This is a genomic window from Noviherbaspirillum phoenicis (assembly GCF_047237965.1).
In the GTDB taxonomy this organism is placed as follows: domain Bacteria; phylum Pseudomonadota; class Gammaproteobacteria; order Burkholderiales; family Burkholderiaceae_D; genus Noviherbaspirillum_A.
On the sequence record NZ_JBDFLX010000001.1, the window covers coordinates 1,177,414 to 1,194,341 of the forward strand.

Here is a 16,928-nt window from a genome sequence, read left to right on the forward strand (position 1 = left end):
CCGTCACAGCGCGATCATCACGCCCAGTCCCAGCGACTGCTGCGCATGGTTGTAGTCGATCAGGCTTTGCCCATAGCCCGAGAACAGTTGCACGTAGCCTTTCAGTCCAGGCGCCAGCGGGAAGGCCCAGCCGGCTTCCAGCATGCCGTGCCGCGTCGAGAAATTACGCCGCGCCGTCAGCGACAGCTCGTGGCCGTTGCGGCGCCACTGCACGCTGAGGTCGCCGCGGCCCATGTAGTCGAGGATGTCGGGATTGTCGTCATCCCGGCCCTCCGGCAGCCGTTTCCAGATGCGGGTGGTCATGGACAGCGCGCCATGCTCCAGGCCGGCCTGGGCATACACCCGGTTCCAGCTGCGCGAACGGTCGCCGGACTGGCCGTTGGACTGGTGCGCGACTCCCAGATTGAGGAAGCGCAGGCGCAGGTCGCCGATGCCCACATTGACCGGCAGCACCGCCATCAGCTCGGGCTGGTAGTTGGTCTCCCGGAACGGGCGCGACGCCGCGCCATTGAAGGCCTGCCAGTAGCTCTGCTGCGTGTAGCCAAACCAGAGATCAGCCGAACTGCCCGCGGCGCGCTCGACCAGCTTGGTCTTGAAGCCCAGCTGATAACGCAGTTCGACGTGGTCGATGCCGGCCGGCGAATTTGCCGACAGTGGGTTGTTGGGGCCGAAGGGGGCGCTGTTGGGCCTGGAGGTGAGTTGCGCCACCAGGTAGTTCGGATGATGCGGCCGGAACCGGAACGTGCCCTGCTTGTCGGCTTCATCCAGTTCCCAGTGCTCCGACAGGTAACTGGCAGCGCCGCCGGCCCCAGGCGACGCCGACGATGCCACGGCGGGCGACGATGCCGCCGGCGCCGATGCGGCAGGGAGCGGATTGGCGGCGCCGGGCGGCGGCGCGGCGCGGCCGCTCAGCCTGTCGTAGCAGGTCAGGCGCGACAGGTCATTGTCCAGCGAGGCGCAGGAAGCCAGCGCCTCGCTGTCGACGGCCTGGGCGGTGTGGGTGGCTAGCAGGAACAGAAGGCAGCAGGCGGAACGCGGGATCGGAATCATCGAGACACACATGGCAAGCGGCGGTCCGCCTGCGTTAAGGGAAATAGAACGACATGGCGAGCCGCGCCGCCTTGAGCCGCGCGACCCGCCATGTCGCTGATGAGTGGCCGGTATCAATGCCAGCCTGCCACTGCCGGTCCAGCCCGGCCCGGCAGTGGCAGGCGCCTTAGCGCGCCAGGCCGAAGCCGCGGCGCGGCCGCGAGCGGCTTTGCCACAGGGCCAGCAGCGCCAGTCCCGCACCCAGGGCCACCGCCGTCGTCTTCGGATGCAAGGTGGCGCTGGTGTAAGGCGCGGTTTCGAACACGATGCCCTTGTGGCCCTGCCGTTCGCGGCCGTCGCGGCCGGGCACCGGCGAATACAAACTGTTGTCGTCACGGTCGCCGGCCGGCGTCTGTGAGCGCTGCTGCTTGAACATCAGCCGCTTCATCAGCGCATCCAGCACCGCCGGCGCATGGTGCGCGGTGGAGGACGTCAGCTTGGAGGCCGCGCCGACATAGATGTCGCGATGCGGCGTCTGCGCCGCTTCCAGGATCGCATTGGCCACCAGGTCTGGCGCATAGATCGGCGGCGGCAGCTTGGGCTCGACGTCCATGTAGTTCTTGGCATGCGGCACGAACATGGTGTCGATCGCGGCCGGCTTGATCAGCGTCACCGAGACCGGCGCGCCTTCTTCCATCAGCTCGATGCGCAGCGAATCGGTGAACCCCTTGACCGCATGCTTGGACGCCGAATACATGCCCTGCAGCGGCACCGCGGTATCGGACAGTTCGCTGCCCAGGTTGATCAGCGCGCCGCCCTTGGTCTTCAGGTGTTCCACCGCCACCAGCGAGCCATGCACCACGCCCCAGAAGTTGGTGTCGAACAGGCGGCGCTGGTCTTCCCGCGAGACTTCCTCGTTGCGGCCGAAGATGGACACGCCGGCATTGTTGACCCAGGTGTCGAAGCCGCCGAAATGCTCGATGGCCGTGCGCGCCGCGGCCCGTACTTCGTCTTCCTTGCCGACGTCGGCCACGACGTGAATCACTTCCGCGCCCAGCGCGCGCAGGTCGCCGGCAATGGTTTCCAGGGCTTCGCCGTTGCGCGCCACCAGCACCAGCCGGGCGCCGCGCTCGGCCGCCATGCGGGCCGTGGTGAGACCGATGCCGCTGGAAGCGCCGGTGATGACGATGACTTGCTCGGCCAATGGTTTGAGTTGCGTTTTCATGCGCCTGTCCTCTTATTCACGTTTGAATGGCGGGCATGCGCCCGGGGCGAATCAGACCGCCATGCTGCCAGAACCGGGGCTGCCGCAGGAATCAGCAAAGCGCTCAAATCCCTGTCGGCGCATTCCTACCGCGCCGGCTTGCCGGCAGGCAGCGCAACGCCCGGTGCTGCGTCCGGATAAGGAGGGTGGTTGCGCCGCCGCCAGCCCGTGCCGGCGCAGGCTATGATGCATGACCGGCCAACCTCCCCGCCTTTCCATGCACTATGCGCTGACGCCCCGCACCTTCCTCTACAGCCATTACTTCGCCACCGGGCTGCGCGCGGCCACCGGCGTGATCGGCCTGACCCTGCTGGCGCTTGCCGCCAGCGACCTGCGCACCGCGATGACGGTCTGCATCGGCGCGCTGTGCACCAGCCTGATGGACCTGCCCGGCCCGCTGCGCCACAAGTTCAACGAGATGCTGGCCAGCGTGCTGCTGGGCACGGTGCTGACGCTGGTCATCAGCCTGTGCGCGCCGCTGCCCTGGCTGCTGTTCATCGTGGTGGCCCTGGTCAGTTTTCTCGCCAGCATGATGCTCGCCTTCGGCCGGCGCGGCATGCCCCTGCAGTTCGCCGCGCTGTTTTCGATGACGCTGGCCATGCAGAACATCCTGACGCCCATCCAGTCGCTGGCCCACGCCGGGCTGTTCATGGCCGGCGGCCTGGCCTACCTGTGGTATGCGATCGGCCTGGCCTGGCTGCTGCGCCGGCGCATCAAGGAACAGGTGCTGGCCGAGGCCCTGTACGAGCTGGCGCAGTATGTCGACATCAAGGCCGGTTTCTACGACATCCATACCGACCTCGATGCGCAGCTGGTGGCCCTGATCCGGCGCCAGGTGGTGCTGGCCGAGCGCCAGCAGGCCGCGCGCGACCTGATCCTGCGCGGCCGGCGCAGCGCCTCCGACCAGGTGCTGGTGCAGGTTCATTACGCGATGCTGGACCTGTATGAACTGGTGCTGGCGACCCAGACCGACTACGCGCTGCTGCGGCGCCAGTTTGCCGACAGCGAGGTGCTGACCTGGATGCGCGACCTGGTCGCCAAGGCCGCGCGCGACATCGAATCGGTTGCCTACGCGGTGACCCGCCATCGCGGCTCGCTGCAGAAGGTCAGCTATACGCCGGAACTGCGAGCGCTGGACGAGGCGATCAGCCGCATGGAAGGCCAGCCAGGCGTGAGCAAGGAAGCCCTGGACCTGCTGCGCTCGGCCTACAGCCGCATCAGCGGCATGGTCGGCATGGTCGCCCAGCTGCATCGCGCCACCACGCCGCAGGCCGACAGCCTGGAACTGGTGCCGTCGGTGGACATGACGCCCTTCCTCACACAGCAGAAATACGAACTCGGCGTGCTGCGCGACAACCTGCGCATGGATTCGCCGATCTTCCGCTTCTCGCTGCGGGTGCTGCTGGCGGTGCTGGTAGGCCTGGTGGTGGCCGGCCACCTGCCCTATGCCTCGCATGGCTACTGGATCGTGCTGACCATTGCCGTGATCCTGAAACCGAGCTACAGCATGACCCGTCAGCGCCGCCGCGACCGCCTGATCGGCACGCTGGTGGGTTGCGCCCTGACGTTGATGATCCTGCACGTCACCCGCTCGCCGGCGGTGCTATTGGCCTGCCTGTTCATCGCCACTGCCGCCGGGCCGACCTTCGTGACCATCAAGTACCGCTACACGGCGGTGGCCGCCAGCATGCAGATCCTGCTGCAGATCAGCCTGCTGCTGCCCGAAAGCGGCCATGTGGTCGGCGAGCGCTTGGTCGACACCGTGCTGGGCGCGGTCATCGCCACCGTCTTCAGCTTCGTGCTGCCGAACTGGGAATACCGCTCGCTGGCGCGCCTCTTGCGTGGCGTGCTGCAGGCCAGCAGCGCCTACCTCGCCGCCAGCCGCGAACTGCTGCAGGAGCGCGCCGAAAACGATTTCGTCTATCGCCTGAGGAGAAAGCAGTTCATGGACAGCCTGGCCGCGCTGTCGGCGGCGCTGCTGCGCATGCAGGACGAGCCGCCCAGCAAGCGCCGCGCGGTGGAGGAGATACACCAGTTCGTGCTGAAGAATTACCTGGTGGCTTCCCAGATCGCCGCGATCCGGCTGCTGCTGCGCAACCACGCCGAGGCGCTGCCGCGCGAGGCCGTCAACGACTGGCTGGAACAGGCCTGCGACCAAGCCTGCCGCATGCTGGCGCAGGCCCGGCAGGCGCTGGACTCCGGCCTGCCGCCGGACCAAGCCCCGCCCGGCCCGCCCGAGGTCCATTCCGACGACGCCTGGAGCGGATGGCAAGCCCTGCAGCGCCGCACCCGCCTGCTCGACGACGATGTGCGCCAGATCGCGTTTCAGGCTGGCATGATCGCGCGGATGCTGAGGACGGTGTAGGTTGATCGGCTGCCGCTGATGGGGGCAGTGGCTATCCGGTGCTGGTAGGGGTGCCGTCGCCGTTGCTTTTGACTTACGCGTAGCGACAGTTGCCGTTGCAGTGGCTTTTGAAGTTGCCGTTGCAGTTGGTTTTTGAAGTTGCCGTTGCAGTTGGTTTTTGAAGTTGCCGTTGCAGTTGGTTTTAAGTCCCGTTGAGCGCGCCGTGACGTCGGTGCATGGAGCGGGAAAAGGTGCGGCGTCTGTCTGAGCCAAGCGCAGCTTGGCGAGTTTAGCCGCGCCCCGCTCCATGCATCGACGGCACGGGGACCCTCGCGCAGCGAGGGCGCGATCACCGGGTCGCCTTTTCTTGCCTACTTCTTTTGGCGAAGCAAAAGAAGTAGGTCGCCTGCCGGGGCGAACTCCCGGCCTGGTCATGACGATAGTGGGGTCGTGTTGTTTCATCCGCCGTAAAGACGTCACTGCGAAGCAGCAGTTGCTTTTGAAGTTTGAAGTTTGAAGTTTCAATACGAACGTCAACATCAACACCGACAGTGCTGCCCGGGCGTTGCCGGGTGACGCAAGGCGGCTGCACTGCCGTGGAGACAAGCCGGGAGTCCGTCCCGGCGGCCGGGTCACTTTTTTGCTTCGCCAAAAAAGTAACCAAAAAAGGCGACCCGATGATCGCGCCCCCGCTGCGCGGGGGTGCCCGTGTCAGCGGTACCCGGAGCGGGGCGCGGCTAAACTCGCCAAGCAAAGCTTGGCTCAGACAGACGCCGCACCTTTTTCCGCTCCGGGCACCGCTGACACGGCGCGCTCAACGGGACTTCACTGCCACTTCAAAAGCAACTGCAACGGCAACGGCAACGGCAATTGCAACTGCAACTGCAACCGCAATCGCAATCGCAACCGCAACTGCCCGGCCGCCGCCTAGCCCAAGGGCTACCCGACTGCCCCACGCACATTGCGAGCCCCCCCTACTGCGACACCGAACCACGCTGCCCCGCCAGCAGCCGGATCAGGTTTTCCGATTCGATCGGCTTGACCAGATGGTGGTCGAAGCCGGAAGCATGCGCCCGTTCGCGGTCTTCCTTCTGGCCATAGCCGGTGACGGCCACGATCAGCTTGTCGGCGGTCTCCGGCCGCGTGCGCAGGCGGCGCGCGACTTCGTAGCCGTCCATGCCGGGCAGGCCGATGTCGAGCACGATCGCGTCGGGGCGGAATGACTGGGCGGTGGCCAGGCCGGACGCGCCGTCATAGGCCACTTCGACATCGCTGCCGTTCAGGCGCAGCATCATGGCCAGGGCATCGACCGCGTCGCGGTTGTCGTCCACCACTAGGATGCGGCGGGCCAGCGTCGGCAGGCTGGCCGGCGCTGCGGCCGGCGCCGGCGACACGGCGGCGCGCGCCAGCGGCAGCCGCACCACGAACTCGCTGCCGAGCCGCTCGCCGGCGCTGCGCGCCTCGACCGTGCCGCCATGCAGCTCGGTCAGGCGCTTGACCACCGACAGGCCAATGCCCAGGCCGCCCAGCGAGCGGTCCAGCGAGCGCTCGGCCTGCAGGAAGAGATTGAACACATGCGGCAGGATCTGCGGCGACATGCCCACGCCGTTGTCGGCCACCCCGATCGTCAGCCAGCCGCCCTGCTGTTCCAGGCTGACGGTGATGCGGCCGCCGGCCTCGGTGTACTTGGCGGCATTGTTGATCAGGTTGCCGATCACCTGCGTGAGCCGGGTCGAGTCGCCGCGCAGCACTGGCAGCGAGCCCTGCGACAAGCCTTGGGTAATCAGCTGATGGCCGCGCGCCTCCAGCAGCGGCCGGTTCATTTCAATGGCGCGCTGGACCATGGCCACCGGATCGACCTCCTCGTCGCGCAGCACGATCTTGCCGGTGGAAATCCGCGACACATCCATCAGGTCGTCCACCAGCCGCGCCAGGTGCCGTGCCTGCCGGTCGATCACTTCGCGCGCCTTCTGCACCTGCGGCGGCGCATCCGGCGCCATCAGTTCCATGATCTTCACCGCGCTGCTGATGGGCGCCAGCGGGTTGCGCAGCTCATGCGCCAGCATGGCGAGGAATTCATCCTTGCGCTGGTCGGCCAGGCGCAGAGCAAGCTCGGCCCGCTTGCGCTCGCTGACATCGAGCGCGATGCCGCTGCTGCTGCGCGGCGCATCGCTGTCGGCCTTGCCGCGCACCTCGATCCAGCGGCACTCGCCGGGCGCCGTGTCGGGCAGCTCGATCTCGCAGCGGTAAGAGTCGCCGCGCGACAGCGCATCTTCCGCAATGGCGCGCAACCGTGCCTGATCGGCCGCCGGCAGGAAGCGCCAGTTGTCCATCTCGTCGTTGTCCTGCCTGGCCTGTTCCCACACCGGACCGAATACCGACGGCGCGTTTTCCGAGAACCGGGTGACGCCGCTGTCGAGGTTCCAGCGCCATGCGGCCATGTTGGCGGCCAGCAGGCTTTCCCGCAGCCGCTCCTCGCTCTGGCGCATGGCCTGTTGCGCCTGCTCCAGCGGCGACAGGTCGGTGTTGGTGCCGAACCATTGCACCAGCCTGCCGCCGGCGTCGCGCAGCGGCGCGAGCTGGGTGAAGAAGCGCCGCAGGCTTCCGTCCGCGCCGCGCATCGCAAAGGTCAGGGCGAAGGGCTCGCCGGACGCGATGCCGGCCTGCCACTGGCCGTCGATGGCCGGCAGCTCCGCCGGGTCGGCGACCTGGCGCCAGCCGTTGTCCGCCGCCTGCTCCGCGGTCAGTCCGGTATAGGCGTACCAGCGGTCGTTGTACCACTCGACCCGGCCGTGCGCGTCGGCGATCCAGGCAAGCTGCGGGATGGTGTCGGCCAGCTGATGAAACTTCTCGTTCTCGTTGCGCAGTAGAGCATGCTGTTCATGCAGCCGGTCCAGCATGTGGTTGATCGACACCGCCAGGCTGGCCACCTCGCGGCTGCCGCGCGCCTCGACACGGCCCATGCCGAATCCGTCGCGCACTACGCTGCTGGAAAACTGTTCCAGCCGCCGCAGGTCGCGGGTCAGCGCCAGCGCCAGGCGCGAGCCCAGCAGCAATACCGCCGTCGTCAGGGCCAGCACCACCACCAGGATCAGGGCGTAATGCGGCAGCAGCGCGCCATAGTCGGCTGGCGGCATGTCGCTGCGCACGAGGTAAAGACCGAGGCCGCTCAACAGCGGCGGCATTTCAAGGCGGCGCAGGTCGGCGGCGACGACTCCATCCGGCGGGCCGGGCATGATCGCCAGGCCGGCATCGTGCTCGACATCGGCCAGGCGCAGCTTGTAGAGCAGCGCGCCTTCCGGCGTGCGGGTGCGGGAATAGCGCAGCAGGTGCACCACCAGCAGTTCCGGCCCGCCCGCGCCGTCCTGGGTGGCGGCGGCATCCTGCCCGGCAGCCATCTGGCGCCGCAGCCAGGCCAGTTCATCGGGGGAAAAGCGGGCGCCGGCGCTTTCCGCGATCAGCGCGCCCTCGAAGTCGCTGAGCATCAGGTGCACCGGCACGCCATTGATCTGGCGGGCGCCGTTCAGGTAGGGCTTGAGATAGGTCTCGCGGCCGGCGCTGTCGACCAGCGCATTGGCCAGGATCGCGCTTTGCGACAGTTCTTCCAGCCGCACCGCGATGCCGCTGAGCAGGCCGCGCGCGCTGCTGGCGTGGAAGTCCATTTCCTTCGCATGCAGCGCCGCCAGGCCCCTGGCATGCTGCTGGGCCACCAGCGCCCAGGAAGCCAGCAGCGTCAGCAGCAGCGCAGCGGCGGCCAGCGCGGCGGAGGAAAACGCAAAGCGCCGCGCCAGGCTGCCGGCCGCGAGTCCGTTGAACAGCATGCCTACTTCCCGGCCGGAACCAGCGTGCCGTCAGCCCGGAAGCGGGCCATCAGCAGCTGTTCCGGGCCCAGGGCCTCGTGCCGGTCCTTGGTGAAAGGCGGCTGATAAAGGCGCACCAGGCCGCGATAGCTACCCAGCCGCTCCAGCGCATCGCGCACCGCCGGCCGCTCGGTACTACCGGCCTTCGCGATGGCGCGCGCCAGCAGGTGCATCGCATCGTAGGCATGGGCCACGCCAACCGGCGCCCGGATATCGTCGATGCGCCGTATCGGCGAGACGGCCGCAAGGGCCTTCATGAAGCCGTCCAGCGTCCTGGGGTCGGCCTGGAAGAAGCTGAAGGTCTGGATCACGGTGAAGTCCACCTGCTGCAGCGCCGGCCCCGCCTGGCCGACGAAGTCGCCGCCGGTCACGCCCCAATGGCTGATGACGGGCAGGCGCTGCGCCGGCGGCAGCGCGGCGATTTCCCTGACCAGGATGGCCGCCTCGTCATCATTGGCCACCAGCACGATGGCCTGGGCGCCGGCGTCGCGCAGGCGCTGGTAGCCGGGCATGAGCGTGCTGTCGCGCCAGTTGTACCAGGCCGTTCCCACGATACGGGCGCGCGCCTTGCCGGCGCCCGCATGCAGCATCGCCGCGGTTTCATTGCTGCGGCCCCAGGAGGTATTGGTCAGCAGCAGGCCGATGCGGTTGTAGCCGCGCCGCTCCGCGCTTTTGAGCATGTACGGCATGGCCAGGCTGTCGCGCAGCGACACCCGGAACATGTAGTTGGGATCGGTGCCGTTGTCGATGATTGCGTCGGCGGAAGACCAGACCGCCAGGAAGGGCAGCCGCGCCTCCGCCAGCGTGGGCAACTGCTCGATCAGCACCGGGGAAAAGCGCCCGCCGAACACGGCTACCAGGTCCGGCATGGCCGCCAGTTCGCGGATATTGCGGATGCCGCGGGCAGGGATGGAGCGATGGTCGCGCATGACCAGCTCCAGCTTGCGGCCGTCCAGCACGCCGCCGGCGGCATTGATCTCGGTGATCGCCGTGCGCATGCCCAGTTCGATCGCCTGGGCGGAAATGCTGTTGTCCAGGCCGAACTCGGCGTCCAGGCCGACCAGCACCGGCCCGCCGGCGCCGTATGCCGGCCAGGCGAGCAGCAGGGAAGAGAGAGCAAGGACGCGCAACAGTCGCGCCAGCATTGCCAGGTAAGAAACGCACATAGGCCAATCCGCAATCCGGAATGGCATTCTATGTGAAATGTTTTTTGGCGATATACGAAACACTCAAGCTATCTGGCAAGGCTGGCTGCAGGATGGAAGGAAACCGGCGCTGCGCGACGCAGCGCCGCGACGCGCAGGCGCATCAGAATTCTTCCCAGTCGCCGCCGGCAGCCGGCGCGCTCACCGGCGCGGGCAGGCGCGGCTCGCTGCGGGCGGCCCGTGCCGGCGCTGACTGGCCGGCAGGCGCGACAGCGACGGCCACATTCGGCGAAGCGACGGCCACATGCGGCGACGCCACGGCCTGGCCGCCGTGCATGCGGAACACCTGCACCGCCGTCAGCAGATGCTGCGCCTGTTCCTGCAGCGCGCCGGCTGCCGCGGCGGCCTGCTCGACCAGCGCGGCATTCTGCTGGGTCACCTGGTCCATCTGGGTAATGGCCTGGTTGACCTGGCCTATGCCGGCGCTCTGCTCGGCGCTGGCGGAACTGATCTCGCCCATCATGTCGGTGACGCGGCGCACGCTGGCCACCACTTCCTCCATCGTGGCGCCGGCCTGCTGCGCCAGCTTGGTGCCGCCTTCGACCTGGCTGACCGAATCGGTGATCAGCGTCTTGATCTCGCGCGCGGCCGAGGCGCTCTTCTGCGCCAGGCTGCGCACCTCGGTGGCCACCACCGCGAAACCGCGCCCGTGTTCGCCGGCGCGGGCCGCTTCCACCGCGGCGTTGAGCGCCAGGATGTTGGTCTGGAAGGCAATGCCGTCGATCACGCCGATGATGTCGGCAATGCGGTGCGACGCGGCATTGATGGCGCCCATGGTCTGCATCACATCGGACACCACCGCGCCGCCGCGGGCGGCGACGTCGGAGGCGGCCAGGGCCAGCTGGTTGGCCTGGCGCGCATTGTCCTCGTTCTGGCGCACGGTGGAGTTGAGTTCATCCATCGCCGAGGCGGTTTCCTCCAGCGAGGAAGCCTGCTGCTCGGTGCGCGAGGACAGGTCGAGGTTGCCCGACGCGATCTGGCTGGAGGCCGACACGATGGTGTCGGTGCCGGTGCGCACCCGGCCGACGATGTCGACCAGGCTGTCGTTCATCCGCTTCAATGCCTGCATCAGCTTGCCGGTCTCGTCGTTGGCGCGCACTGGGATGTCCTGGGTCAGGTCGCCGGAAGCCACGGCGCTGGCGATGCGCACCGCTTCATCGAGCGGGCCGGTAATGGCGCGCACCAGGCGCACGCCGATGAAGATGGCCAGCAGCATGCCCAGCACCACGGCCGCCGAGCAGGTGTTGCGCACCCAGACATAAATGGTCTGGCTGCGCTCGAAATCGGCCTTTGCGCCGTCGGACTGCAGCCTGATCAGCGCATCGATCGCCGTCTGCGTTGGCAGCAGCAAGGTCGATACCGGGCCGTGCAGCAGTTCGATCGCATGGCCCGTGTCCTCACCGCGCACCGCCTGCACCGCCGGCACCAGGCCTTCGTCGAGATAGGTCTTGCGCGCCGCGGCGAACTGGTCGGCCAGCTTCTGCTCCTCCGGCTTCTTCGGGGTCTTCGCATAGGCTGTCCACAGCGCATCGGCCTCCTTGCGGTTGGCTTCCAATGTGGACATCAGGCCGCCGACCTTGGACGAATCGGCCGTCATCGCCCTTGCCAGCAGGATCTGGTTGCGGTTCATCAGGCTTGCCACGCCATTGATTTCGCCGATGGCCACCAGGCGTTCGCGGTACAGCATCTCCATGTCGTCATTGGCAAACTTCAGGCTGACGATGCCGATCACGCCGCCGACGACGAGTTGCAGGCACAGGAAGGAAAGGACGAAGATCAGGCGGCTCTTGATGGTGATGTTCTGAAGCATGGATATCGGTGGAAATTGGTATCGGACACCGACAATAACGACTTGAAAGTATGAAACTTGAGGCAACGCCGTCATTTGACGCCCCCGGGGCCGGCGCCCTCGGCGCTGCCGTCAGGGCGGCCCGGGCTGAAAGCTGGTGACGCCGGGCCGGCCGGGCAAGTCCAGCCGCGTCACCGCCGGCGCGCTGCTCGCAATCACCTTGCCGCCCCGCAGCACCGCCAGCCGCGTTGCCCGCAGCCGGATCGCTTCGACCGGATCGCGCGCCTGCAGCAGCACGAGGTCGGCGCGGCAGCCCGGCGCCACGCCGTAGCCTTCCAGGCCGAGTATCGATGCGGGCGTCGATGTCACCGCCGCAAAGCACTGCTTCATCGCCTCCTGCCCGGTCATCTGCGCCACGTGCAGGCCCATGTGGGCCACTTCCAGCATGTCGCCGCTGCCCAGGCCATACCACGGGTCCATCACGCAGTCGTGGCCGAACGCCACCGGCACGCCGGCCGCCAGGAGTTCCGGCACCCGGGTCATGCCGCGCCGCTTGGGATAGCTGTCATGGCGGCCCTGCAGGGTGATGTTGATCAGCGGATTGGCGATGGCGGCCACGCCCGCTTCCCGTATCAGCGGCAACAGCTTGGAGACGTAATAGTTGTCCATCGAGTGCATCGAGGTCAGATGCGAGCCGGTCACCCTGCCCTGCATGCCCAGCCGCTGCGCATGGTGGGCCAGGGTTTCGATATGGCGCGACAGCGGGTCGTCGGTTTCGTCGCAATGCATGTCGACCATCAGGCCGCGCTCCGAAGCCAGCTCGCACAGCAGGCGCACCGACTCCGCGCCGTCGGCCATGGTGCGCTCGAAATGCGGTATGCCGCCAACCACCTCCACGCCCATGTCCAGCGCCCGCAGCAGGTTGTTCATCGCATTCGGCGAGCGCAGCAGGCCGTCCTGCGGGAAGGCCACCAGCTGCAGGTCCAGATAGGGCCGCACCCTTTCCTTCACATGCAGCAGGGCTTCCACCGCCAGCAGCCGGTCGTCGCAGATGTCGACATGGCTGCGTATGGCCAGCAGTCCCCTGGCCACCGCCCAGTCGCAATAGGCCAGCGCCCGCTCCACCAGCGCCTCCTGCGCCAGCGCCGGCTTCAGTTCGCCCCACAGCGCAATGCCTTCCAGCAGCGTGCCGGACTGGTTCACCCGCGGCAGGCCATACGACAGGGTGGAATCCATATGGAAATGCGCGTCGACGAAGGGCGCCGTCACCAGCTGGCCGGCCGCGTCCATGGTCTGCCCTGCATCGGCCCGCAGATTGGCTTCCAGCGCAACGATGCGGCCGTCGCGTATGCCGATGTCAAGTTGCTTGCGGCCGTCGGCCAGGGTGCAGTTCGTGATCAGCAGGTCCAGCATGCTTGCTCCTTGTTGTTTCCTGGTGTTCCCTGGTGTTTCTACGCCAGCCCGCAGCCGCGCAGCAGCAGGGTTTTGAGATGCCGGGTCGCCGCGCCGATCTGCGGCGCATCCAGCTGTCCCACGTCCAGCACGGCGCACACCTGGGCTTCGAAGTCGGCATAGGTCTGGGTCGCGGCCCAGATCGTGAAGAACAGATGGCGCGGATCGACCAGCGCCATCCTGCCGTCGGCAATCCAGCGCTCGATCACGGCCGCCTTGCGCGCCACCAGCGCGCGCAGTTCGCCGCGCAGGATGTCGCCGATCTCGGTGGCGCCGTGCAGCACCTCGTTGGCGAATACCCGCGAGGCGTCCGGATGGGTGGCGGTGAGGCGCATCTTGGCCTCGATATAGTCCGACAGCGCAATGGCGGGATCGTTATCCTCGCGGATGCTGTCGGTCGGCGCCAGCCACAGCGCCAGGATGTGGGTCAGCACCGCCCGGTAGATCTCGCGCTTGGTGCCGAAGTAGTAGTGCAGGTTGGATTTCGGGACGCCGGCGCGTTCCGCAATCTCGGCCATGGTGGCGCCTGCATAGCCGGCGCGGGCAAACACCTGCTCGGCCGCCTGCAGGATGTCGGCCTCGTTGGCAAGGCGTATGCGGCCCTTGCCTCTGGGCTCGGCCACCGCGCCTTCCATGCCGCACGGTCCTTAGCGGGTGCCGAACATGCGGTCGCCGGCGTCGCCCAGGCCCGGCACGATATAGCCGTGCTCGTTCAGGCGCTCGTCCAGCGCGGCCGCCACCACCGGCACATCCGGATGGGCGGCGCGCAATGCGGCCAGTCCCTCGGGCGACGCCAGCAGACAGACATACTTGATGCTGGTGGCGCCGCTTTCCTTCAGGCGGCTCAGCGCGGCAATGGCCGAGTTGCCGGTGGCCAGCATCGGATCGACCACGATCACCAGGCGCGCGCCGATGTCGTCCGGCATCTTGAAGTAGTACTCCACCGGCTCCAGCGTCTCCGGGTCGCGGTACAGGCCGATATGACCGATGCGGGCCGCCGGCAGCACGTCCAGCATGCCGTCGAGCATGCCGTTGCCGGCGCGCAGGATGGACACCAGGCACAGCTTCTTGCCGCTGATGATGGGCGATTCGATCGTGGCCAGCGGCGTGTTGATGGTGATCATCTCGGTCGGCAGGTCGCGCGTGACTTCATAGGCCAGCATCTGGCTGATCTCGCGCAGCAGGCGGCGGAAGTTGTCGGTGGTGGTGTTCTCGCTGCGCATGAAGGTCAGCTTGTGCTGGATCAGCGGATGCGTGATCAGGGTGAAGTCCGGATTCATCGGATGTCCTTTAAAGGTTAAAACACGGTGCCGTCGCTATCGATTCGCACCGGCGGTCCGCCGCCCGGGCGGCGCTCGGCGGCGATGCGGCGTCCAGCCGCCCAGGTGCCGCCTTCCAGGATGCGCGCCAGCGGAAACTGCGCCGCCGTCATGCCCAGTTCGGCGCGCACTGCCTCGGCAAGCCGGTCCAGCGCGATCACGGTGAGCGCCCGCCATTCCACCACCGCCGGCTCGTCCACGGACAGAAGGCGGCTGGTGAAGGATGGGTCGCGGGGCGTGATTATGCCAAAGTCCAGCAGCAGTCCGCCATTGCGGTATTCCGGCAGGCCGGTCAGCTGGTCCAGGCCGGTCACCACAAGGCCCGCCTCCTCCAGCGGCTCCAGCAGCGAATAGGTCAGCCACTGGGTCAGCTTGTGGAACGGCACCAGGCCGTCGTCGGTGCCGGGATGGCGCCAGCAGTCGCCGAGATTGACGCCGTCCTGCGTCAGCCGTCCCGGCCACACCGGCCCGAGCACATCGAGCAGCAGCTTCAGCACCGCGCCCGCCTCGACGCGGCCGTTGTCGGCGCGTGCGGCAATGCTGTCGTACAGATTGCCCAGCCGCGCCGGACTGCCGAAGAGGCCGGGCGCAGCGGCCATCACCTCGCCCAGACGGCGCAGCAGGCCGGCCCGCCCTTCCAGGCCCACCAGCGGATTGCCTGGCCCCACCTGGAACGCCCGCGCCAGCGCCGCCGCGTCGAAGCGGGCCAGGGCTGCGGCATCGGTGCGCAGCGGCTGCGCGGCATCGTCCGACAGAGCGCCGCCGGCAAACAGCGCCAGGCTGGCCACGCCCAGGCCTTCCGAGCGCGCCAGCCGCATGCCGTTGGCGGCGTCGTCGTAGTGCCAGTCGGGCCCGGCGCCGGCATCGAGCAGCACGCTCGGTATCACCAGGTCGATGCGCACCCGGGCGCGTTCCGCGGCGTCCATCGGCGCGCTGTCGGCCAGCGCGCGCCAGCGGTCGACGCCGCCGGCCTCGAAATGCCGCCAGCGGCTGTGGTAAGGCACGTTCAGGTCGGGATAGCGCTGGCGTATGGTGTCGGCGACATAGGCCGCTGCCTGCGGCAGTTGCTCCAGATGCCAGCGGAAATGCGGCGCGGCGTCGCGCTCGGCCAGCCGCATGATCTGCGCGCAGTGGCTGCGCACCGCCTGCGCGCAGAGCAGGGAGGAAGCGGCAGCGCTCATTCGGCCAGCCCCCTGCCCTTGGGCACGGCCAGCTCCTCGATGCTGACCGGCGCAATCGTCGAGAAATAGCCGGCCGCCACCTTGGCATCCATTTCCACGCGGGCGTCGGCCGGGATCAGCTCGTCCGGAATCGGAACCCGCTCCACCACCTCGATGCCCTGCTCCACCAGCGCGCCATGCTTCATGTTGCTCATCGACGCCCAGCGGTCGATGCGCTTGATGCCCAGCCAGTGGAACACGTCCGGCATCAGTTCCTGGAAGCGCATGTCCTGCACGCCGGCCACGCATTCGGTGCGGGTGAAATAGGTCTCGGCGCGGTCGCCGCCAACCTGGCGCTTGCGGGCGTTGTAGACCAGGAACTTGGTCACCTCGCCCAGCGCCCGGCCTTCCTTGCGGTTGTAGATCACCAGCCCGACGCCGCCCTGCTGCGCCATCTCGATGCAGACCTCGATGCCATGGGCCAGGTAGGGGCGGCAGGTGCAGATGTCGGAGCCGAACACGTCCGAGCCGTTGCATTCGTCGTGCACCCGGCAGGCGACCCGGGTTTCCGGCTTGCCCAGTTGCTCGATATCGCCGAAGCAGTACAGCGTCATGCCGCCGATCGGCGGCAGGAACACCTTCAGGTCCGGCCGCGTGACCAGTTCCGGGAACATGCCGCCGGTCTGCTCGAACAGGTTGCGGCGCAAGGCGCTTTCCTTGATGCCGAAGCGCTCCGCCAGGCCCGGCAGGTACCAGACCGGGTCGATCGCCGCCTTGGTGACGCGGGCGTCGCCATTGGCGAACAGGATCTCGCCATCGGGCTTTAAGCGGCCGGCGTCGATGGCTGCACGCAACTCGGGCATGTTGATATGGGCCTTGGTGATGGCGATGGTCGGGCGGACATCGAGTCCGGCGGCGATTTCCTTTCCGAATGCGCTGGCCACCATGTGGCCGTAGGGATCGAGCGAGACGATCTTGCCGGCATCGGCCCACTGCGGATGGGGGCCGACCGCCTCGGCCGGCGTGGTGTCGGTGAAGTCGGGCCGGTGGTCGCGGTTGAGGTTGCCGGAGGCCACCGCCAGCGCCCGGTAGATCGCATAGGCGCCGGAATGGGTGCCGATGGCATTGCGGTATTGGCCGGCGCTGACGCTGGCGACGATGGGTCCGCGCTCCTGCGGCGTGGCCGCGCCCCAGCGGACAGGATGGGCGGCCTTGTCGCCTCGGCCGGGTGTATGCGACGTCAAAACAATATGGGCGGACATGCTAGCGACTCCTCGATGAGTGTGGCCGTATAACGAACATAAATCCTGACTGCACGGTCAAGTTTATTCCTGTTAGCAGTTTGTGTGCCTGGAAAAATTCGCCGGAAAACAGCGCAGTGTTGACCCACCGCAGGCCGGCTGCGGGTTCAAACGCACCCTCCGGGGGAGCCGATGCGTTAAGGTGAGTCATGGCGGTGCACGACGCCCCAGCAGGAACGATGACCGGAGACCGCGGCGCCACCCG

At 67.6% G+C, this 16,928-nt stretch carries 11 protein-coding genes; 1 reads left to right on the forward strand and 10 read right to left on the reverse strand.

Annotation, left to right across the window (positions count from 1 at the left end; translation table 11 throughout):
• Positions 1–3: 3 nt before the first annotated feature.
• Positions 4–1,050 (reverse strand): phospholipase A, encoded by a 1,047-nt coding sequence (locus tag ABC383_RS05380; RefSeq protein ID WP_413012338.1) that lies wholly within the window; start codon positions 1,048–1,050, stop codon positions 4–6.
• Positions 1,051–1,216: 166 nt separating this feature from the next.
• Entirely contained in the window at positions 1,217–2,254 is a 1,038-nt protein-coding gene (locus ABC383_RS05385; RefSeq protein ID WP_413012339.1) for an SDR family oxidoreductase, read from the reverse strand.
• 229 nt (positions 2,255–2,483) lie between these two features.
• Here ABC383_RS05385 and ABC383_RS05390 point away from each other — a divergent pair, with 229 nt between their 5' ends.
• The gene (locus tag ABC383_RS05390; protein WP_413012340.1) at positions 2,484–4,658 is read left to right on the forward strand and encodes an FUSC family membrane protein; all 2,175 of its coding nucleotides are present in this window, start codon (positions 2,484–2,486) and stop codon (positions 4,656–4,658) included.
• A 953-nt stretch (positions 4,659–5,611) separates the two neighbouring features.
• On the opposite strand, the gene ABC383_RS05395 is transcribed toward ABC383_RS05390, so the two are convergent.
• The 8 genes from ABC383_RS05395 to ABC383_RS05430 all read right to left on the reverse strand — a co-directional run bounded on the left by ABC383_RS05395 (position 5,612) and on the right by ABC383_RS05430 (position 16,684).
• Positions 5,612–8,458 carry a hybrid sensor histidine kinase/response regulator gene (locus ABC383_RS05395; RefSeq protein WP_413012341.1) on the reverse strand — a complete coding sequence of 949 codons (2,847 nt, stop codon included), beginning with the start codon at positions 8,456–8,458 and terminating at the stop codon, positions 5,612–5,614.
• Between the two features lie 2 nt (positions 8,459–8,460).
• Positions 8,461–9,663 carry an ABC transporter substrate-binding protein gene (locus ABC383_RS05400; protein WP_413012342.1) on the reverse strand — a complete coding sequence of 401 codons (1,203 nt, stop codon included), beginning with the start codon at positions 9,661–9,663 and terminating at the stop codon, positions 8,461–8,463.
• A 142-nt stretch (positions 9,664–9,805) separates the two neighbouring features.
• Entirely contained in the window at positions 9,806–11,512 is a 1,707-nt protein-coding gene (locus ABC383_RS05405; protein WP_413012343.1) for a methyl-accepting chemotaxis protein, read from the reverse strand.
• Positions 11,513–11,623: 111 nt separating this feature from the next.
• Positions 11,624–12,904, reverse strand: coding sequence for an amidohydrolase family protein (locus ABC383_RS05410; RefSeq protein ID WP_413012344.1), 1,281 nt, complete (start codon positions 12,902–12,904; stop codon positions 11,624–11,626).
• A 38-nt stretch (positions 12,905–12,942) separates the two neighbouring features.
• Positions 12,943–13,566 (reverse strand): TetR/AcrR family transcriptional regulator, encoded by a 624-nt coding sequence (locus tag ABC383_RS05415; protein WP_413012345.1) that lies wholly within the window; start codon positions 13,564–13,566, stop codon positions 12,943–12,945.
• A gap of 24 nt (positions 13,567–13,590) precedes the next feature.
• Complete coding sequence (upp, locus tag ABC383_RS05420; protein WP_194711343.1) at positions 13,591–14,223, reverse strand: uracil phosphoribosyltransferase; 633 nt, start codon at positions 14,221–14,223, stop codon at positions 13,591–13,593.
• Positions 14,224–14,240: 17 nt separating this feature from the next.
• Complete coding sequence (locus ABC383_RS05425) at positions 14,241–15,443, reverse strand: URC4/urg3 family protein (protein ID WP_413012346.1); 1,203 nt, start codon at positions 15,441–15,443, stop codon at positions 14,241–14,243.
• A complete protein-coding gene (locus tag ABC383_RS05430; RefSeq protein ID WP_413012347.1) occupies positions 15,440–16,684 on the reverse strand; it encodes a GTP cyclohydrolase II in 1,245 nt (414 codons plus the stop codon). Before ABC383_RS05430 ends, ABC383_RS05425 begins: the two co-directional genes overlap by 4 nt.
• Positions 16,685–16,928: the final 244 nt, after the last annotated feature.

Excerpts from the sequence above, each read along its gene's own strand:
- ABC383_RS05400 (WP_413012342.1), bottom strand. The coding sequence starts at position 9,663 with ATGTGCGTTTCTTACCTGGCAATGCTGGCGCGACTGTTGCGCGTCCTT.
- ABC383_RS05425 (WP_413012346.1), bottom strand. The coding sequence starts at position 15,443 with ATGAGCGCTGCCGCTTCCTCCCTGCTCTGCGCGCAGGCGGTGCGCAGC.
- ABC383_RS05410 (WP_413012344.1), bottom strand. The coding sequence starts at position 12,904 with ATGCTGGACCTGCTGATCACGAACTGCACCCTGGCCGACGGCCGCAAG.
- ABC383_RS05380 (WP_413012338.1), bottom strand. The coding sequence starts at position 1,050 with ATGATTCCGATCCCGCGTTCCGCCTGCTGCCTTCTGTTCCTGCTAGCC.
- ABC383_RS05385 (WP_413012339.1), bottom strand. The coding sequence starts at position 2,254 with ATGAAAACGCAACTCAAACCATTGGCCGAGCAAGTCATCGTCATCACC.
- upp (WP_194711343.1), bottom strand. The coding sequence starts at position 14,223 with ATGAATCCGGACTTCACCCTGATCACGCATCCGCTGATCCAGCACAAG.
- ABC383_RS05405 (WP_413012343.1), bottom strand. The coding sequence starts at position 11,512 with ATGCTTCAGAACATCACCATCAAGAGCCGCCTGATCTTCGTCCTTTCC.
- ABC383_RS05395 (WP_413012341.1), bottom strand. The coding sequence starts at position 8,458 with ATGCTGTTCAACGGACTCGCGGCCGGCAGCCTGGCGCGGCGCTTTGCG.
- ABC383_RS05430 (WP_413012347.1), bottom strand. The coding sequence starts at position 16,684 with ATGTCCGCCCATATTGTTTTGACGTCGCATACACCCGGCCGAGGCGAC.
- ABC383_RS05390 (WP_413012340.1), top strand. The coding sequence starts at position 2,484 with ATGACCGGCCAACCTCCCCGCCTTTCCATGCACTATGCGCTGACGCCC.